At 44.8% G+C, this 19094-nt stretch carries 13 protein-coding genes; 10 read left to right on the forward strand and 3 right to left on the reverse strand.

Annotated elements, in window-relative coordinates; genetic code table 11:
• Positions 1-114: 114 nt before the first annotated feature.
• Both K5L93_RS18525 and K5L93_RS18530 read left to right on the forward strand, forming a co-directional pair.
• Positions 115-1293 (forward strand): cystathionine beta-lyase, encoded by a 1179-nt coding sequence (locus K5L93_RS18525; RefSeq protein ID WP_220721163.1) that lies wholly within the window; start codon positions 115-117, stop codon positions 1291-1293.
• 145 nt (positions 1294-1438) lie between these two features.
• The gene (locus K5L93_RS18530; protein ID WP_220721164.1) at positions 1439-2512 is read left to right on the forward strand and encodes a DM13 domain-containing protein; all 1074 of its coding nucleotides are present in this window, start codon (positions 1439-1441) and stop codon (positions 2510-2512) included.
• 13 nt (positions 2513-2525) lie between these two features.
• On the opposite strand, the gene K5L93_RS18535 is transcribed toward K5L93_RS18530, so the two are convergent.
• Entirely contained in the window at positions 2526-5303 is a 2778-nt protein-coding gene (locus K5L93_RS18535; protein WP_220721165.1) for a bifunctional diguanylate cyclase/phosphodiesterase, read from the reverse strand.
• A gap of 300 nt (positions 5304-5603) precedes the next feature.
• On the opposite strand from K5L93_RS18535, the gene K5L93_RS18540 reads away from it, so the two are divergent.
• On the forward strand, positions 5604-6551 hold the full coding sequence (locus K5L93_RS18540; RefSeq protein ID WP_220721166.1) for a DUF808 domain-containing protein: 948 nt from the start codon (positions 5604-5606) through the stop codon (positions 6549-6551).
• A 329-nt stretch (positions 6552-6880) separates the two neighbouring features.
• Here the strand turns inward: K5L93_RS18540 and pdsS are convergent, their stop codons facing one another.
• Both pdsS and pdsR read right to left on the reverse strand, forming a co-directional pair.
• A complete protein-coding gene (pdsS, locus tag K5L93_RS18545) occupies positions 6881-9043 on the reverse strand; it encodes a proteobacterial dedicated sortase system histidine kinase (RefSeq protein ID WP_220721167.1) in 2163 nt (720 codons plus the stop codon).
• Complete coding sequence (gene pdsR, locus K5L93_RS18550) at positions 9043-9735, reverse strand: proteobacterial dedicated sortase system response regulator (protein ID WP_220721168.1); 693 nt, start codon at positions 9733-9735, stop codon at positions 9043-9045. The genes pdsS and pdsR overlap by 1 nt, the downstream gene beginning before the upstream one ends.
• A 220-nt stretch (positions 9736-9955) precedes the next feature.
• Between pdsR and pdsO the strand changes: the two genes are divergently transcribed.
• The 7 genes from pdsO to fhuB all read left to right on the forward strand — a co-directional run bounded on the left by pdsO (position 9956) and on the right by fhuB (position 19017).
• Positions 9956-10696 carry a sortase-associated OmpA-like protein PdsO gene (gene pdsO, locus K5L93_RS18555; RefSeq protein ID WP_220721169.1) on the forward strand — a complete coding sequence of 247 codons (741 nt, stop codon included), beginning with the start codon at positions 9956-9958 and terminating at the stop codon, positions 10694-10696.
• Positions 10697-10722: 26 nt separating this feature from the next.
• The gene (locus K5L93_RS18560; protein ID WP_220721170.1) at positions 10723-12906 is read left to right on the forward strand and encodes a marine proteobacterial sortase target protein; all 2184 of its coding nucleotides are present in this window, start codon (positions 10723-10725) and stop codon (positions 12904-12906) included.
• A gap of 84 nt (positions 12907-12990) precedes the next feature.
• The gene (locus tag K5L93_RS18565; protein ID WP_220721171.1) at positions 12991-13611 is read left to right on the forward strand and encodes a class GN sortase; all 621 of its coding nucleotides are present in this window, start codon (positions 12991-12993) and stop codon (positions 13609-13611) included.
• Between the two features lie 227 nt (positions 13612-13838).
• The gene (locus K5L93_RS18570) at positions 13839-14702 is read left to right on the forward strand and encodes an AraC family transcriptional regulator (protein ID WP_220721172.1); all 864 of its coding nucleotides are present in this window, start codon (positions 13839-13841) and stop codon (positions 14700-14702) included.
• 153 nt (positions 14703-14855) lie between these two features.
• Positions 14856-16637, forward strand: a complete 1782-nt coding sequence (locus K5L93_RS18575) for a TonB-dependent siderophore receptor (protein WP_246615088.1) — start codon at positions 14856-14858, stop codon at positions 16635-16637.
• Between the two features lie 113 nt (positions 16638-16750).
• Positions 16751-17050 carry a TroA family protein gene (locus K5L93_RS18580; protein ID WP_220721173.1) on the forward strand — a complete coding sequence of 100 codons (300 nt, stop codon included), beginning with the start codon at positions 16751-16753 and terminating at the stop codon, positions 17048-17050.
• On the forward strand, positions 17047-19017 hold the full coding sequence (gene fhuB / locus K5L93_RS18585) for a Fe(3+)-hydroxamate ABC transporter permease FhuB (RefSeq protein ID WP_246615089.1): 1971 nt from the start codon (positions 17047-17049) through the stop codon (positions 19015-19017). Before K5L93_RS18580 ends, fhuB begins: the two co-directional genes overlap by 4 nt.
• Positions 19018-19094: the final 77 nt, after the last annotated feature.

Genomic DNA, 19094 nt, shown 5'->3' on the forward strand with positions numbered 1-19094 from the left:
TCGTAGAATGCCAAAAACCAGCCTACGGGCTGGTTTTTTGTTATAGCGCTTCAATCAGTCAGTGCGCAATGCATGGTTAAGTGCATTGTAAAAACCAAGCTGGATTTAACTACCATGAAAAAATCAACCAAAATAGTGAGTGCTGGTCGCGATAAAAAGTGGACCCAAGGCTTAGTAAACCCTCCGGTATCTCGTGGGTCTACCGTTGTATTTAACAGCGTTAAAGAGATGAAACAAGCCACCGCTAAACGTCATGACAAAACCTTGTTTTATGGACGTAGGGGCACCCAAACGCACTTTGCCTTTCAAGAGGCTATGGTGGAAATAGAAGGCGGTGCAGGCTGTGCCTTGTATCCTTGTGGTACGGCTGCAATTAGTGGCGCGTTATTGTCTTTCTTGAAGCAAGGTGACCACCTGCTTATGGTGGATACTGCCTACGAACCAACTCGCGACCTTTGCGACAAATTGCTTAGCCGTTATGGCATAGAAACCACCTATTATGATCCGATGATAGGCGGTGCTATCAGCGAGTTAATTCAAGCCAATACCAAGGTGATTTTCTTGGAGTCTCCAGGCTCTTTAACCATGGAAGTGCAAGACTCTCCAGCGATTGTCGCGGCTGCGCGAGCGGCAAACCAAGATATCGTGGTGATGTTAGATAATACTTGGGCATCGCCAGTTAACTTTAGTCCTTTTGATTTCGACATCGATATTTCTATTCAAGCGGCCACTAAGTACATTGTGGGGCATTCAGACGTAATGTTAGGCACCGCGGTGGCTAATCAACGTTGTTGGGATCAACTGCGCGAAAACTCTTATTTACTGGGTCAGTGCACTTCGCCAGACGATATCTATTTAGCAATGCGCGGAATGCGTACCTTGGGTGTGCGTTTGGCACAGCATCAAAAAAATGCTTTAGAAGTGGCTAATTGGTTAGCTCAACGCGAGGATGTTGATCATGTTCGCCATCCCGCTTTGGCAAGCTGCCCTGGTAATGCGTTTTTTGAACGTGACTTTCAAGGTTCTTGTGGTTTGTTCTCCTTTGTCATGAAAGGTGGCAATCAAGCGGCATTAACCGCGCTATTAGATGGAATGGAACATTTTAAGATGGGCTATTCTTGGGGCGGTTACGAAAGCTTGATCATGGGAGTGAATGGGGTAGAGAAGCTACGCACTGCTACTCAATGGAAGGCTGAAGGTACCTTGATTCGTGTTCATATTGGCCTTGAAGACACCAGTGACTTAATCGCCGATTTAGACGCTGGCCTTGCGCGATTTAACGCTGCCTTATAGTGGTTTATTTTATCGCTGTTTATAAGTCGCCTTAGGGCGACTTTTTTTGGCCAATTGTCACAATTTGATAACATTTTCCCAATCGGCTTGTTGCTTGAAATTTGCTTTGTTAGCGTTAATACATAATTAAAGCAAAGGAATGCACATGTTACTTCAAGCAACTTTAAAATGGTCCACAACGCTGTTATTAGCGTGTTTACTTACTGCCTGTGGAGGAGGAAGTGATGGAGGAACGTCTTCACCGCCTTTAACCGGCGCGCAACTATTTAACCAAGCCGATCCCGCTGGTAATCAATTTTCTTGTAGCACTTGTCATGCTTCCAGTGAAAATGCGCAAGGCTTAGATGCGCTGCAACTGCATCGGCCGGCGCATTCTTTGTTAAACGCTACCCGCCGAAATGCCTTTTATAATGGTACGTTTAGCGAAGTGATTGATGCTGTAAACAATTGTCGAGTTGATTGGATGGATGCAAGCCCTTATGTTAGCGACAGTAATGATTGGTTGGCATTAGAAGAATACTTAGCAGGCTTGAGCGATAGTGGTGATGCAACAGAAATTGCTTTTAATCAAGTCGCTGCGGTTAGTGATTTTAGTGCAGCGGATATAAGCGCTGGGCATGAGCTATTTAATCAAACTTGTGCTACTTGCCATGGACAAAATGCCGCAGGGACCGGGCTAGCAAGAACGCTTGTGAGCAGCGGCTTAAGTGCTCAACAAGTGGCTAATAAGGTACGTAATTCTGGGCCAACTACCAGTAGTTATTTCACCAACCTCTCTGGTGGCAGTATGCCGTTTTGGAGTGAGCAACGGCTCAGCGATCAGGAGCTAGTAGACATTGCTAGTTATGTTGAGAGCATTAATGGGCCGCAAAGCTTTAGTTGTAATGCTAGCGACCACCCTAAAGTTGGCCAAGTCGCCATGTTAAGCACACTTTCTCACAATGTGAGCGGGCGGGTAGAGATCATCGACAATTGTACAATTGAAGTCACCGAGTTCAATTACGATGGTGGTGGCCCAGACGTACTATTTTATGGTGCTCCAAGCAGCAATTATACCCAAGGTGGTTTTGCTATCGGCGATATTATTAATGGCCCGATGTATAACAACGATACCTTAAGGTTAAGCTTAGCCAACGCCCAACAGTTAGATCAGCTAGCCGGCATTAGTGTATGGTGTCGAGATTTCAGCGTAAGTTTTGGCGACGGTTTATTTAATTAAACACTAGGGGCTGTTACTCACAAGGCTGAGGTTTCCCAATGCCATAACCTTGAACAAAATCTACGCCTATTTCTTCTAACACTGCGTGGATTTCCGCATCTTCTACAAACTCAGCTACGGTTTTCATATTCATTAAATGTGCAATGGCATTAATTGACTCAACAATGGCGCGGTCGGTAGGTTGTTTAACAATGTTGACCACCAAACTGCCGTCAATTTTTAGGTAATCGACCGGTAGGTTTTTTAAATAACCAAATGACGAAGCACCACTGCCAAAATCGTCTAAGGCAAAACGAACCCCAATTGCTTTCATTTCTCGAATAAACTCAAGAGCCCTTGAGAGCTGTGATATTGCTGCGGTTTCGGTTATCTCAAAGCAGATGTTTCTAGGGTTAACTTGTGAGCTTCGTAAGAGCTCTTTAACCCGATTTACAAATTCGTCATTACTTAGGCTAAGACCCGATAGATTTATCGATACCACGGTATCACCTTCGGGGAAGTATTGTTGATAGCGCTCGAATACCGTTTTTAAAACCCACTGGTCAATAATGGTTATTACACTGTGCTTTTCTGCAGCAGGGATAAATAGATTAGGAGGAATGGTTTTACCATGTTCATCGCGGTAGCGGATTAAAATCTCATAATGTTTGTGGTTGTCTTGTTGGCCTATTGGCGCAATAACTTGCTTGGCTAAGTAGAATTGGTTTTGCTCTATTGCTTGGGCAACATTGGCGATGTAGCCCATTTGTTGTTCTTCATTAAATAACTCATCATCGTTTAGATTGGCAACATAAACCCGCCCACGGCCGGCTTCTTTGGCTTTGTAACAAGATAGGTCGGCTTTACTAAGTAACTCGGTGTCGTTTAATGCGCCAGTAATCGGCACCATGCCAATGCTCACACCTACGTTAAATAGCCGTTGATTCCAGTGAAAGCGGTAGCTATCAACTTGTGCAATAACTGTTTCGCACAATTGCTGGGCATCGCTCAGGCTTTTATTTGGCAATATTAGGCCAAACTCATCACCGCCTAAGCGGCCAACAATATCTTGGTGAGTGGTACAGCGTTTAATCACGGTGGCTACTTCTGCCAACATCGCGTCACCGATAAGATGGCCTGCAGTATCGTTAACCAACTTAAATCGGTCTAAATCTAAAAAGCATAAAAAGCCACTAACAGCTTGCTGCTGAGATTGTTGCACATAAGTTTTAAGTTTCTCATTAAAACTAGAACGATTGATTAAACCTGTTAATTCATCGTAAGCGGCCTGATAAGCAAGCTTTTTACTCAACAGGTGTTCTTCAGTAATTTCTTTGCTAATGCCACGATAACCAATGTATAAGCCATGTTTATCAAATACCGGCTTACCATTAAGCAGGAATATTTTTATGTCTTTACTGGTAAGTTTTAGCTTAAAAGTTAAATTATTGATGGGCTGCTGGTAGGCAAGGGCGGCTTCATATTCAAGCCACGGAAAGCTTATGTTGGGGTCATGTTTGCACAGCTCTGCCAAGGTTTTACCAATAAGTTGATTGGGCTCTTGTCCATACAGAACTTGGGTTTCGCCAGATATATAACTAAGGCGTTGCTCGGTATCTGTTTCCCAGAAAACATTCGCACCAGCATTAGCTAAATCTCGGTAGCGGGTTTCATTCTCCGCTAAAATTTGGCGGGTGATACTGCCGCGCCTAATAACTTCGGCGAGTAAGATGATGATCAAAATGCTCACGATAAATGCCGACACAACTAGGCGAACCATCAACTTGTATTTCTCGTAAAAGGTTTCTTCTTTGTTGATGATTAAAGCGCCGTCGGGCAGGGAATTGAGTTTAAAACTGTGTTCGTTTAGTTGCTCCCAGTTAAATACCCACTGGCTACGCGCTAAGGTAATGGGTTCAATGCTTTCTATCGGTTCGTTGCTTAGAATGCGTTTTACTAACTCGGCTGCTCGCATTGCATGTTGTCGGCCATCAAGCTCATCAGCCCCCACCGCGCCAAACTTGAGTGTGGTTATGGCAATGGTGTAAATCGGGTTATTAGTCCAAGTAGCCAGCTGCTCGGTGCCTTGGTTCCAACTTAGTAGCGCATTGTTTTGATTTGGGTTGGTGAGTTGCCCCAGTAACAACACCGGCACATTGCTGGAGAATTGGCTGAATACTTCGCTGATATCATCTAAAGATAGTTCTTCAATGACATGAATGTTACTTGGCGCGCCTGGTTTGCCAAATACTGTGCGTGCTTTGGCTAAATTGGCTAAGCCTGTGGCACTTTTGTCAACAATTAGCACCAGCTCATCAACTCCGCTTTGGCTTTTGATGCTGGTTATTGTGCTGGCAATATCGCGGTTTTCAAATACCCCGGTCATATTTGGAGCATTGAGAACGTCTTCCGTTACTTGGTTAATGCCTAAATAAACGATGGGGGTGCTAGTGAAGAACTCGTTTCGATGGTGACGGATTAAGTTGAAAGCAGGGTCATCGGAAATAACAATAACATCTAGTTCAGTGCTGGAATATTTGGTCTTGAGATACTTCAAAAAGCTTAGGTTGAACTCACCTTGTGGATAGCGTTTAGCATCTAAGTATTCGTGGAATAATCGAGTATCTTGATCTTCTTTGAACGAGCTGTCTAAGCCCTTTTTTAGGTATCCTGTCCAAAAATGCTCTGCATGGTAAGAGTGGATAACTAACACATTATTGTTAGCCTGAGCGGCAAAACTTAAGGCTGCAAATAGTGCAAATAAAGGCAATATACTTTTTAACAGATATTTTAGGGTAATCGAGTTTTTCAAATTGGCTCCCTGCCTTAGGATTCTAGTGATTTTGCCAGTGTATAGTTATCAACATAAATGGGTCTAAGCCGCTTGATATTAACTCTTTGTCTTGAATATTCGCACAAAGAGTATGAAAAATCGTCCTTTTTGTCGCTGGTTCTGTAACAAAGCGTGAACTCAATTATCACTTTGTTTGGCCGCTAAATTATGTTGTTAGTTAAGCGCAATAATTGCTGCGATAAATTGACTTGCTCTTGGCTATGCCTATGCAGTTTAGTCGGTTAGGATAAGGGGAATTCTAATTATCTAGGGATCTAGATGGCTGGTTTAAGTTTAATCACTTTACTCGATGATATTGCTGCAGTATTAGACGATGTAGCATTGATGGCCAAAGTCGCAGCTAAAAAAACAGCTGGTGTTTTGGGAGACGATTTAGCACTTAACGCACAACAGGTTTCAGGGGTAAAAGCAGAACGTGAAATACCGGTAGTTTGGGCAGTTGCTAAGGGCTCTTTTTTAAACAAGTTGATTTTAGTGCCTACAGCCATCGTCTTAGGCATTCTGCTGCCTACTGCGATTACTGTATTGTTGATGCTAGGTGGCTTATTCTTGTGCTTTGAAGGTTTTGAAAAAGTATTTCATGCTTTATTTCACAAAGCTGATGAACAAGCTCTAAAACTTCAGCACAAACAAGCTAACTCAAATGATTCTGTCGAACTAGTTACATTTGAAAAAGCCAAAATTAAAGGTGCCATTCGTACCGATTTTATTTTGTCAGCCGAGATTATTGTAATTGCTATGGGCACGGTAACTAATGTGCCTATTTTGACTCAGGTATTGGTGGTGTCTAGTATCGCATTGGCAATGACAGTTGGTGTTTATGGGCTTGTGGCTGGTATTGTTAAGCTAGATGATGTCGGTTTATATTTATTGGAGCATGCCGAGGCGAATAACGGCAGCAAGGCTCAACAAATACTGGGTAGGGCTTTATTGGGTTTTTCCCCTTTACTTATGAAGTTTTTGGTTGTTGTTGGTACAGCGGCGATGTTTTTAGTTGGTGGGGGCATTCTTAGTCATGGAGTTGTGTTGCTTACAAAGTGGTTACATCAGATTGAACTTTGGGCGCATGGCCTAGGTGTGCTGTCTAATGTTGCGGTATTGGCTTTACCTATAATGTATAACGCTACGGTGGGCATTATTGCCGGTGGATTGGTATTAATGCTGGTAAATAGCTTTAAAAGGGTCTTGAAGACTAGGGGCTGTTGATCTTTGGTGTTGAAATTTTATTCGAGATAAGCGGGCTTTAATCGCGGCGAGCACTTAGAAGCCTAGTGGGCTAAGCAAGAAGTGCTTAACAAAGAGTAAAGTTCGCTTATCCGAACCCTTCTTGCAGGATTTATTAACCATTTATTCAGCCTTAGCGCGTGATTATTAAGCCCACTTAACTGCACACTTACTGCCTTGCCTAAATGGCTAATAAATTGCTGCAAAAACCATCAGCAAAGTTCAACAGATCCTAGAGCCTAAAGCTAAAGTGGGTGTTTATGGCCGGCACTACTTTTTTGCTAAGCTTGCCGACTCTAAGGGTTTATAAGCTATCCAAGTGGCAATCTCACACAAAACTCTACGCCACTGTTGTCGGTAAAATTGCGAGCACTAATGGTACCGCCATGAAATTCTGTTATTAACCTAGCAATATACAAGCCCAAACCTAAATGTGGTTTTTGTTGAGCTTGCTGACTGCGAATTGATACCATTGATTCAAAAATCTGCTCCACCATGTTGTCGGGAAGGGTGGGCCCATGGTTGCTTATCAGCAATACGGCATCTTTGTTGTCTTGCTGAAAACTGACTTTAATGGCCTTATCTGGAAGGCTAAACTCCATAGCATTGGCCACTAATTTATCCATTAACTGAGCAATGTATTCCGGCACACCGGTTATCAGCATGGTATTTGGGCTAATATCGCAGTCGAAGGCCTGTTCAGGGTAAGTGTACTGGTAGCCTTGCATGCAACCAGAGACTACCTTGTTTATTGGAAATTCGCTGGTTTCTGCTTGAGATAGGCTTTGCTCTAAACGGGTGGCTTCGCTCATGTTATTGAGGATCATGTTTAGGCGATTTACCCCTTCTTGGGCTCGGTCTAGGTATTTTTGCGTATCCTGATCATGCGTTTTTAAACTTAAGTGCTCTAGCGATGAACGCACTACTGCAACCGGTGTTCGTAGTTCGTGAGATAGACGCGAAGACATATTTTCTAAATAATGCGTATATTGCGCTAAACGACCAACAATATTGGCGAAGCTACGAGAAAGGTCACCAATTTCGTCACGGTCTTTAGAGCCTTGCAGCGAGGCTTTAACCCTTCCTTGGCTATCAATGGCTTTTTCTGCTTGGTCACGTAGTTTACGAATGCGGCTAGAAATGCTGGAAGCAAACAAAAATAGCGATAGTGTGCCCACACCCATCACTAGCAAAATAATGTTAAACAAGCGCTCTAAAGCACGATTACGCAAGGTACGAATGCCGTTGGTGGTTTCTTCCGCTATTACCACTCCCATCACTTGATCGTCTATCCAAATTGGGCTGGCAGCGGCCAATACCACAGCTCTCCCATCGGGGGTTAAACGCCAAGTAGAGCCCGGTTTTCCGCTTAATGCTTGCTTAATGTGGCTGCCATCTAATTGGGTGGAGTCTTGTAATGAGTCGACAAAATCCTGAGGCGGTTTGGTTAAAACCTTGTAGTAGAGGGGGTGAAGGTATTCGCTGGTGAACTTGTTCCACCAGCTTTCTTTGTTTATTGGGCTTAAGCTGCGAGCCCAAATGCTTTGGGTGCTTCGAATGTCGCCAGATTTAGCTAATACGCGGCCATGTTTATCAACTACCCAAATGCGTGAGCTGTTGTGGCTCATGCCTTTAATAATGCTTTCTATTTCCGGAGAAGGGACCAGTACTGTACCAAGCTTATCCACTGTATCAATGGCCGAGGTACCTACGATTGAAACCAATTCTCGCTTGGGCGTGCGATTTACATCATAGATAGAAAAGCCTAACTTGCTGCCCACCATGCTAAGAGGGATCCGTAGCTCAATATTGTAGCCTTTATCAGTTTTTAGCCATTGCCCCTGAATCTTGACCTCTGGTGTTACGGGAGTAGTTTGGCTGGGGTCGAGCGGTAGCTCAAAAGCGTTGATCCAGCCATCTTCGGTAGTGGCAACAATATAGCGGCGGAACTGACCGTCAGGAGCTAAAGTCGCAATCGCTAAATGGTCGTTATTATCTACTCGTAAGGTGTTTTTACCTCGGTAAACTACATCGCTATCGGTCACTTCAAAATAGGCGTATAGGTAACGGCCAAATTTACCCACCATGTGAGTAAATTCGCTAGTTAAAGGAGTATTAGGATCTGCTTGATAAATAACATGTTCTTCACCATAGCGCAGCATGCGATGCTGATATTCCTGCCAATCATTGAGCTTGCCATCGAGCTGAATTGGGCCAGACAAAGGATAAGCATATAAATCACGGCCCTTTTGCACTTGGCTTAAAAAGCTGGCTTGGCTGTTAAACAGTTTTGGCCGCTCATGCAGTGCAGTAGCAAGGGCTTGGGTGGTGCCTTCTAAAGTTTTTTCCTGACCTAAGCGTAGGTATTTTTCCATCTCCCAGACATATTGATAGCCCAACCAAGGCAGGCACAATAAAAACAGTGACAAGATGGTGACTTTGGCGCGCAGGCCAATGGGTAATACAGGTAGCATTAGGCAAGGCTATCCCAGCGGTAACCCATGCCGTACACCGTGTCGATGCACTCAAAATTTGGGTCTGCGGCTAAAAATTTTTTACGGATCCGTTTCACATGTGAGGTAATGGTGCTGTCATCTACAAAGATTTTTGCTTCGGTCATTAGCTCTTGGCGGCTACGCACATGTCCTGGACGTTTGGCTAAAGCATGCACCATCCAAAATTCGGTCACGGTGAGCTCGATGGTTTGCTGATCCCAGGTTACTTGCATGCGATTGCCATCAATGGCTAAGGGGCCTCGTTCTAACAAGTTGTTCTCTTCTGGGGCTGCGCCGACTAACTCGGAACGGCGAAATAACGCAGCTATGCGGGCAACTAGGTGGGGGAAGCTAATATCTTTGGTCAGGTAATCGTCGGCACCTAAACGTAAGCCACATACGGTATCAAAGTCGCTATCGCGAGCGGTTAAGAAAATAATTGGCAAGGTGCTAGACATAGCACGCAGTGATTGACATAAGGAAAAACCACCGTCTATTTCATCTTCTAAACCAATATCAATAATCGCCAAATCGGGCAAGCGGGTGTTAAAAGCGGCCAGTGCCGTAGGCCGGTTGGCATAGGCTTGTACACTGTAGCCTTGTTGTTGCAATACGTCTTTGTAGTTTTCGCGGATCGCCGCTTCATCTTCTACGATGGCAATTCGTTTCATATTGATACTTAAGTTCTAAGCTGCTGACTTGCATAGACTATACATTATTTTTGAGCGCCTTTGGGGGCTTCGGGGCAATTGCCATTTTGTTGCCACAATTGATAAGCGAACTGCCATTTTTACCGCCTGATAATGCCATTTCAGCGGTGTTTAATTGATTCATCGAAAGGGCAAGCACAAGCAAGCCTATTAAATTAAACACACTGAGAAGGACATACTCATGAAAAAGCACCTAATTGCATTAACCGTAATCAGCACTTTAAGCCTATCTACTCAAACAATGGCCAACAACCAGATTCAAGCAAGCGAGCGAAATGGCAAAACCGAAATGATTGGTTTTGGCTCTGGCGCGGCAGTCGGCGCTATAGTTGGCGGACCTATTGGGGCATTTATTGGCGGTTTTACCGGCGTTTGGATTGGCAAATCGGTCGCCGATGAAGAAGAGTTAGCCGCCCAACAGCAACAACTGGGCGAGCAGCAACAAGAAATTGAAGTATTGGCTAAACGCAGCGAGCAGTTAGAGTCACTTACTCAGCAACATGCCCGCGTAAATGCTCAGCTCTCCCAGCTAAAAATGGCACAACAGCAAAAACTTGAAGAGTTAGCCATTGGTTTGAATGTGCAGTTTAAAACCGGTTCGTCGGTGGTTGAGCCTCACTTTAAACAACAGCTTGACGATGTGGTATACGCCATGAGTTTAGCGCCCGATTTAAAACTCGACCTTACTGGTTATGCCGATCGCCAAGGTGACTCAAGTTATAACCAAGCCTTATCGGAGCAACGTTTAGCTGAAGTTCGCCGCTACTTAATTAATAACGGTATTGCTGAGTCGCGCTTGCATTCGCAAGCCTTTGGCGACACCGCTCCTTTAAAAGCCGAAGCTAACTTAGAAAACAATTTCTTTGACCGCCGAGTCACCTTAAAGCTGATGTCTGACCGAGGCATGTTGGCCGCTCAGTAATAATGGCAGCTAAAGGAGATAGCGTTATGAAAATAGATATGCTGAAAATCAGTACCCGCTTTTGTTATAGCGTCTCTTTTGGCGGCGCACTCATCATATTATGGGCGGCCTTTGTGTCGCCCAGCCAAGCTACAATGCACACGGAGCGAGATGTTGTTGAACAATCTGAGCAAGCCAGCTTGGTGTATTTCGATAGTAATGGGCAGCGCCAGTACAGCTTGCCTTTGTCTACAAAGGTAAACATGCAAGTCTCTGGCATGACCAATAGGGTTACTTTGAGCCAAACTTTTGTCAATCACAGTGAACAGTGGGTAAACGGCACTTATATGTTTCCTTTACCCAATAATGCCGCGGTCGATCAGATGCAGCTGGTGGTAGGAGAGCGCGTTATTGAAGGGCAGATTCAAGAAAAGAAACAAGCCAAACGCACTTTCGAAACAGCCCAAAAGCAGGGCAAGCGTGCTAGTTTGCTTGAGCAGCTGCGGCCAAATATTTTTACCACTGCAGCAGCTAATTTAGGGCCAAACCAAAGCTTGGTAGTGAAGATATCGTATCAGCAGCAACTCAGCTATAAAGATGGCGAATTTAGCTTACGCTTTCCTATGGTGGTGAATCCACGTTACAGCCCGCAAATTTTCAAAGACCAAACCCGAAGAACGCTGGCCGATGAAAGCGAAATACCCTTGTCTTTAGCCAGTTTGCTGCAAGAGCCTTATCAACAAGAAAATAACAGTAGTGAATTTAGCCAGGCTCATCAGCTATTACGCCATAGCGCTCGCCAATATGCGCAGGCTGATGGCCACCCCTCACTAAAGACAGATTTACATATAGCCCTAAATAGTGGCTTTGAGCTCGAAACCTTAGAGAGCCTTTATCACCCAATAGATAAGAGCATTCGTAGTGACGGCACCATCGACATAAGCTTGCTTGATAGCAAAGCCAATCGTGACTTTGTATTAAAGTGGCGACCAATCGTGGGCAGTCGACCAGAGGCCGCCTTGTACAGTCAAACCGGTTTAACTCACTCAAGCACTCAATTGCCTGCCAAAGACGACTACGCCTTGTTAATGTTGATGCCACCACAAGGCAAGCCTGCCGATATTATCGATATTCCCAGAGAATTGATTTTAGTGATTGATACCTCGGGCTCAATGTCGGGAGAATCGATGATTCAAGCGCGTGAGGCCTTGCATGAAGCCCTGTCTGGATTAGCAGAAGGGGATTACTTTAATATCATTGAGTTTAATTCAAACTATCGTCGTTTTAAGCCCAATGCAGTTAGCGCCAATGCTAGCAATAAAGCCAAAGCGCGCCGCTTTATCAATGGTTTAAGCGCTAATGGCGGAACCGAAATGTTTGGTGCACTTAACGCTGCACTAAGTGATAACAAGCAAGCAGAACAGAGTGCGCTTCGCCAAGTGATTTTTATTACCGATGGGGCAGTGAGCAATGAGCAAGCCTTGTTCGAGTTAATTGGCAATCGACTAGCAGATAACCGTTTATTTACCATAGGCATTGGCTCTGCACCTAACTCTCATTTCATGCAGCGGGCTGCCGAGTTAGGGAAGGGCACCTTTACTTACATCGGTAAGCAAAGTGAAGTAAAGCATCAAGTTACACGTCTGTTTAATCAAATTGCTCACCCTGTGGTGAGTGATGTTAAGTTGGCATTTAGTGATGGCACCGTGCCAGAGTATTGGCCAAGCAGCATTCCCGATTTGTACCTAGGCCAACCATTGATGCTTAGCATTAAGTTACCCAGCGGGACGCAACCGCAATTAGTGGTAAGTGGCAATATTGATGGGCAATTTTGGCAACGCAGCCTTAATTTGCAAACCAAGCAGCCAGCAGCCGGCTTAGATTTACTGTGGGCTCGCCAATATATTGCAGCTTTGGAGCTAAGCAAAAGCCACATAAATCAACAGCGTGTAGAACAGCAAGTATTGGCCTTGGCACTTAAGTATCACTTAGTGAGCTCGCAAACCAGCTTGGTTGCCGTGGATGTAACGCCTGCTAGGCCGGCAAACCTACCTGTTTTAGATAAGCAGATAGATGGTGGAATGCCGCATGGTTGGCAGCCTCCTGCCGCTTTGCCTCAAACCTCAACAGCAAGCCGTTTGCACATTTTGTTCGGTTTAGTTCTGCTAATTGCTGCCATGTTAATGCTTAGAGAAAAGCCTTTAGCAGGGCTCGTTAAGTTCAAAATATAAACGCCGCTAGAGAGCTACCAGCTCACCAAGCCGGTAGTTACTCAAACCTCTACTTTTCACAATTCACTGCTTTTAGGGAACATTATGAGCATTAGTTTTTTAGCTAAACATCCAGTGCCATGTAGTCTATTTTTGTTGGGGATTTTGGTACTAGGCCACGGCGCTTATATTCAAGCGAAGGCATATTTGGCGCAGTTTTTAATTGCTCAAGCTTGGCAGCAAACCTTAGATGACCAACAAATACATAAACCTTGGCACTGGGCTGATACCTATCCAGTTGCAAAACTTAGCTTTGTAACCAAACAAGAAAGTATTGGTTTTAAGCATCAGGTTGAATCGGTTTATGTATTAGCTGGCGCATCGGGCAGAACCTTGGCTTTTGGTCCTGGCTTAGTGTTAAGCGGTGCTCCGATTGGGGAAGTAGGTAATACTGTTATTGCTGGGCACCGAGATACCCATTTTGCTAATTTAGCCGCGGTAAACAAAGGTGATTTATTACAAGTGGAAGCCAAGAATGGTGAAATATTGCTTTATCAAGTGGTGAATACACAAATTGCTCATCAAAGTGATACCCAGTTTATGGCGCCCAGTGATGATAACCGCTTAACCCTAATCACCTGTTATCCCTTCAACCAACTGAGTGGTGGAGCAGAGCAGCGCTATATTGTTGAAGCGTTGTTAGTGACCAAACCGAAATTAGTGTAAAGGCATTGAGAGTGGCAAAAAGCTATGACTATGAATAGTGACTTTATAAAGGACTCCCTTAAATAGGGGACGTTGAAGCTGATTTGCGGCCAACGAAGAGTAGATAAAAATCTTGTGCCATTATCACTAGATAAGTTAAAAGTAGGCAGCTGTTGAAACGCTTAGTCGAATCGCATTACCTTTAAGCAGCTAACAGTCAGTTATTCGGTAATGCATAAGGAATTATATTGTCGCGCTTGTCCCCGCAGCTTAATCGCATAAATAACTTGCTTGCTTTTATTCATCAAAATATTGAGCAAAGCATGAGTGTGCATGATTTAGCCGCGCAAAGTTGTTGGTCACGCTGGCAGCTACAACGTATTTTTCAGGAACTCACCAATAAAAACTTAGCCAAGTATGTGCGTGAACAAAAGTTGAGCCGAGCCGCAGAGCAGTTACTTGATGGCAAAATGCGAGTAACCGACATCGCGCTGCAATATGGCTTTAATTCTGAAGTAAGCTTTAGCCGCGCCTTTAAACAGCATTTTGGGCTCGCTCCCGGCGCGTATAAACGCCGCGGTGACCGCCAAGGTATTAGTGCCCCTATGGTGCTAATGGACAACCCGCGCAGCCAAACTCAACGAATGATAGAGGTTCGCATAGAGAGTCGCCCTGCATTTAAGGTCTGCGGTGTAGTGGGGCTAATAGATAATTTGTACACCCCTCAAGCGGATTTTAAGCTGAAAGTTCCTTCCTTATGGCGCAGTTTCCATCAGCTTTATCCGATGCAAAGTGAAGGATTAACCGGGGTGGTAGACACCCTAAATATTCACGCTAGCGGTAAACTTAATTACTTGGCGGGTAGCCAGCAAATAAGCGAAGCCTCTGAACAGCTACAGTGCTGGAACGTGCCACAGCAGCTGTATGCCATTGTTAGCCACACCGGGCTTATTCAAGATTTGGCGGCCACTATCGATTGGTTTATTCATCAATGGTTGCCAGAATCTGAATACCAAGGGGTAGATGGCTACGAACTAGAATGCTATCCCGAGAACTACCAACCGCAGTCGCCAAGCGCGACTATGGAATACTTCCTACCTATTCAAAAATGATGATTTAAGTCAATCTCGCTGTAAATAATGTAAAAAATCTTGTTATTTGCACCAAATTGTTAAGTTTTTAAAATGTGAACTGTATAGAATTATTAATGAGAATCATTATCAGTAGCATTTAACTTTGCGTTAACAAGAGATAACAAACGGATCATGTTTAATACTAAAATCACTACCATTGCGATGCTGGTGGCCTCTGTATTGAGTGCACCAGCTTTGGCTGAAGAAGCCGCCATTAGCGAAAAACAAGCAGACGAAAAGCTAACGGTACTAGGAAAAACTTACCGTAATACGGCAACTAAAACAGCACTGTTGCCAGAAGAAACACCGCAGTCAATCTCAACCATTGACCGCGAAACCTTAGATTTACGCGGAGTAAACTCGGTTTCAGAGGCACTACGTTACACCCCTGGCGTGCACACTCAATTGCGCGGTGGGGCAGTTAATCGCCTAGATCTATTTAATATTCGTGGTTTTACTAACTATCAAAACTACTACGATGGTTTACAGCTGCAATACAATGCTTGGAATCTACAACCACAAATTGACGCCTTTGCGGTAGAGCAGGTAGAAGTATTTAAAGGACCAACTTCGGTGCTTTACGGCGCAATGCCGCCAGGTGGTATGGTTAACCTTATTGCTAAGCGCCCAACTATGGAGCGTGCTACCGATGTAAGCGTAGCATCAGGTAGTCATAACCTATTAGAAGCGACAGTTGATTCGCGCGGTCAAATAGGTGACAGCAATGTTGCTTACCGTTTCTTGGGTAAAGCGACTAAACAAGATGGAATGGCCGACACTTCTCAGCAAGAGCGTTACCTTATCGCTCCGTCGATTGATTGGCATGTGAGCGATAAAACGCTGGTTAACCTAAATGCTTATTATCAAAACGATCCTCATGCGGGTATTTACACCACCATGCCAGCTTATGGCACGGTATTAGACAATCCAAACGGTAAGCTGTCGAAAAACCAATTCACCGGTGATGAAAACTGGAACAAGTTTGAACGCGAGTTTGGCTTATATGATTTTAAAATTAACCATGAGTTCAACAGCAACTGGACCCTGTTGCACGCTACTCGTTATTTAGACGCAAAAGCACTGCAGCACAATACTTACAATGTAGGCTTAGAGCCAACAGACGGGCGCACGGTTTACCGCCGTGCATACCTAACGGATGAAAGCTCTAAAGGTTGGACTACCGATACGCAACTAAACGGTAACTTCACCACGGCTATGGTTGAGCATAGCTTATTGATTGGCTTTGATTGGCAGCAGCTAAAGTCTGAGGTGACATACTACGATGGGGCAACAACATCCATTGATATTTATGCACCAGACAATAACCAACTAAACCCTAATGAGGTTTACGATTACATCAAAGGTAATCCAGACGGTTACAACCAAGTTAACAGTTACAAAACCACTCAAACTGGTGTGTATATTCAAGACCAAATGCGTATCGACCGCCTAATTGTTATGGCTGGTGCCCGCTTTGATCAATACAAAAGTGACAGTGTTTACCACCTAGCTGGTGACTACACCGACAGCGTCGATCAAAACAATACCTCTTACCGTTTAGGTGGCTTGTACGAGTTTGATAACGGTATTTCGCCATACATTAACTACGCCGACAGCTTTGAGCCAACCCCAGGGACAGACAAAGACGGTAATGCCTTTGAGCCTTCAACTGGCAGCCAATGGGAAGGTGGTATTAAGTACAACTCAGCGGATATGAGCCAAATGCTTAACCTAGCAGCATTCCATATCACAAAAGAAGGTGCCTTAACTCAAGATCCAGATGGTGCTCCGCATCACCAGATTCAGGTTGGTGAATCGGTATCGAAAGGTTTTGAAGCGGAAGGTCGCTGGTGGGCAACACCTAATCTGGATCTTACCGCAAGTTATACCTATCAGATACCCAACAAGAATTAGATACACTCTCCCGGCAGCTGCTTGAGGCTTATGGTGGAGAGCTGCCAGAAGTTGCTGCTATTCGTTTTGCCAGCACTAGCTCTGTTTATCTATATGATGAAAACTCTATTCCGGTGCATGCTCTCAATCGCTTAGGTATTCGCTCTGCCATGCCAGAGCGAGGCAGCCAATGGGGCGTGGCCAAAAAACGCATTACCGAACTTGCCCAAGTGGAGCAGGGCATGGTGTTGTATTTTGAACCTTTTGCTCATCATCAAGCCTTAGATAATTCTAGGCTATGGCAAGCAATGCCTTTTGTGAAACATCAACGAGTAAGCAGTGTTGCTGCCTCTTGGAGCTATGGTGGTGCAATGTCTATTCTGTATAACGCACGGGCCTTAAGTCACAGCCTATTGGAACTTGCACCTCAATGAACAAAACTTATTTTATCTCGGGTGGCATGTTGCTAGCTGGCCTTGGTTTAAGCTTGATATTAGGTAGCGAGTTAAACCTTCAGCGACAGTGGCAATTGATTGGCGGTGTTGAGCCTGAACAATTTATAGATTTTGCTTACCTTTACTCACTGTTGCCACGTATGACCATGGCCTTAATGGTTGGGGCAAGTTTAGGCTTAGTGGGCAGCTTAATGCAGCAGCTCACTCAAAACCCTCTGTTGTCTCCGTTAACTATGGGAACCTCTTCAGGGGCTTGGCTAGCCTTGGTGATGCTTAACTTATGGCTGCCGCTTGATATTGCAGATTTAAGTGCGGCGGCCGCGATGATTGGTGCAATGTTCGCCATGTTTTTGGTCATCGCCATTGTAGGTATCCGCAACCTTAGTGGCTTGCCAGTCGTGCTGGCCGGTATGGCGGTAAACATTGTTTTAGGGGCGGTGGCCACCGCAATCATTTTGCTGAATGAGCAATTTGCTAGTAATTTATTTATTTGGGGGGCAGGCGATTTAGAGCAAAATGATTGGTTTTGGCCGCTTTGGTTAGCCCCTCGTTTGTTGCCTGCCATTTTGATTTTTCTATTAGCCCCGCGGGTACTGAGTTTACTTAAACTTGGCCAGCAAGGCGCAGCGGCACGTGGTTTAAATGTAGTGCCGATGTTTTTGCTGTTATCGGTAGTGGGCGTGTGGTTAGTGGCGGCCAGTATTACTGCAGTAGGAGTGATTAGTTTTGTTGGATTAATTAGCCCAAATATCGCACGGCGCGTAGGCGCAACAACAACCAGCAATGAACTATGGTTGAGCTGCATTATTGGTGCCTTGCTATTAGTATTCACCGATTTATTAGCCAATGCCTTAAGTGAGCAAATTGGTGATGTTGTGCATAGTGGTATTGCGGCTGCACTGGTTGGTGCGCCAATACTTATAGTGCTATGCCAGCGGCAATTGCGCGCGCAAGATCAGCTTTCCTTAAGCTTACCTCAATCAAGATTGCGTTGGCGTAATCGCTATTACGGCTTGGCTGCTTTTATTATTGCTTTAATTGCTTTGCTTTCTTTACTGGGACAGCATAATGCAGGAAGTTGGAGCTTAGCGATCCCAGATGCATTCAACTGGTTATTACGCTGGCCTCGCTGGTTAACTGCAGTATCGGCTGGTGCAGCGCTCGCGGTGGCTGGGTGTGTATTACAACGTTTGATTTTTAACCCTCTAGCTAGCCCGGACATATTAGGGGTTTCTGCAGGGGCCACCATGAGCTTGATAGGTTTAACCGTTATCACTGGTGCCAGTATTTTTAGCGCATCTCCTTGGGTGGCTATATTGGGCAGTACCATTGTATTAGCCCTATTGTTTTTGTTTAGTACTTATCGGCAGTTTTCTCCGGCCAAACTGGTTCTGTGTGGTATCGCGTTAGCGGCTTTGATTGAAGGTTTAGTGCACTTTGCGTTAGCCAGCGGCCGCCAAGAGATATACGAGATTTTGGCTTGGTTGGCAGGTTCTACCTATCGGGTTAGCCCAGAGGCCGCATTGCGCTTAGCTGCAGTAAGTTTTGTGGTAATTTTAGGCTTGTATTTGCTACATCCTTGGCTAAGTTTGATTTCGGCTGGTCGCTCGTTTGCACAAGCAAGAGGCCTAGCTGTGCCAAAAGCTTATGTGTTGATGTTACTGGGAGTAGCCTTACTGTGTGCCATGGTAACTGCTACCATGGGGCCGGTAGCATTTGTGGGTTTGCTAGCGCCACATGTTGCAGTAATGCTAGGGGCGCGTTTAGCTAAACTACAGATTATTGTGTCTGCGTTGGTCGGGGCTTTATTGTTGTCTTTTGCAGATTTGATAAGCCAATGGATATTTTATCCTAGCCAAGTGGCTGCTGGAACCTTGGTATCAATTATTGGGGGTATTTATTTTATCGCCTTATTGGTGCGTGGTCAGCGACAGGCCAGAGCTTAATCAATGAAAATGAGAATTAATTGCGTTACACTCGGCGCGTATTATTATTGCTGCCGGCGTTTAATCAGCGCTGGTTC

Source organism: Agarivorans litoreus (genome assembly GCF_019649015.1).
Classification (GTDB): Bacteria; Pseudomonadota; Gammaproteobacteria; order Enterobacterales; family Celerinatantimonadaceae; genus Agarivorans; species Agarivorans litoreus.

Excerpts from the sequence above, each read along its gene's own strand:
- K5L93_RS18530 (WP_220721164.1), top strand. The coding sequence starts at position 1,439 with ATGTTACTTCAAGCAACTTTAAAATGGTCCACAACGCTGTTATTAGCG.
- fhuB (WP_246615089.1), top strand. The coding sequence starts at position 17,047 with ATGAACAAAACTTATTTTATCTCGGGTGGCATGTTGCTAGCTGGCCTT.
- K5L93_RS18565 (WP_220721171.1), top strand. The coding sequence starts at position 12,991 with ATGAGCATTAGTTTTTTAGCTAAACATCCAGTGCCATGTAGTCTATTT.
- pdsR (WP_220721168.1), bottom strand. The coding sequence starts at position 9,735 with ATGAAACGAATTGCCATCGTAGAAGATGAAGCGGCGATCCGCGAAAAC.
- K5L93_RS18525 (WP_220721163.1), top strand. The coding sequence starts at position 115 with ATGAAAAAATCAACCAAAATAGTGAGTGCTGGTCGCGATAAAAAGTGG.
- pdsO (WP_220721169.1), top strand. The coding sequence starts at position 9,956 with ATGAAAAAGCACCTAATTGCATTAACCGTAATCAGCACTTTAAGCCTA.
- K5L93_RS18560 (WP_220721170.1), top strand. The coding sequence starts at position 10,723 with ATGAAAATAGATATGCTGAAAATCAGTACCCGCTTTTGTTATAGCGTC.
- K5L93_RS18575 (WP_246615088.1), top strand. The coding sequence starts at position 14,856 with ATGTTTAATACTAAAATCACTACCATTGCGATGCTGGTGGCCTCTGTA.
- K5L93_RS18540 (WP_220721166.1), top strand. The coding sequence starts at position 5,604 with ATGGCTGGTTTAAGTTTAATCACTTTACTCGATGATATTGCTGCAGTA.
- pdsS (WP_220721167.1), bottom strand. The coding sequence starts at position 9,043 with ATGCTACCTGTATTACCCATTGGCCTGCGCGCCAAAGTCACCATCTTG.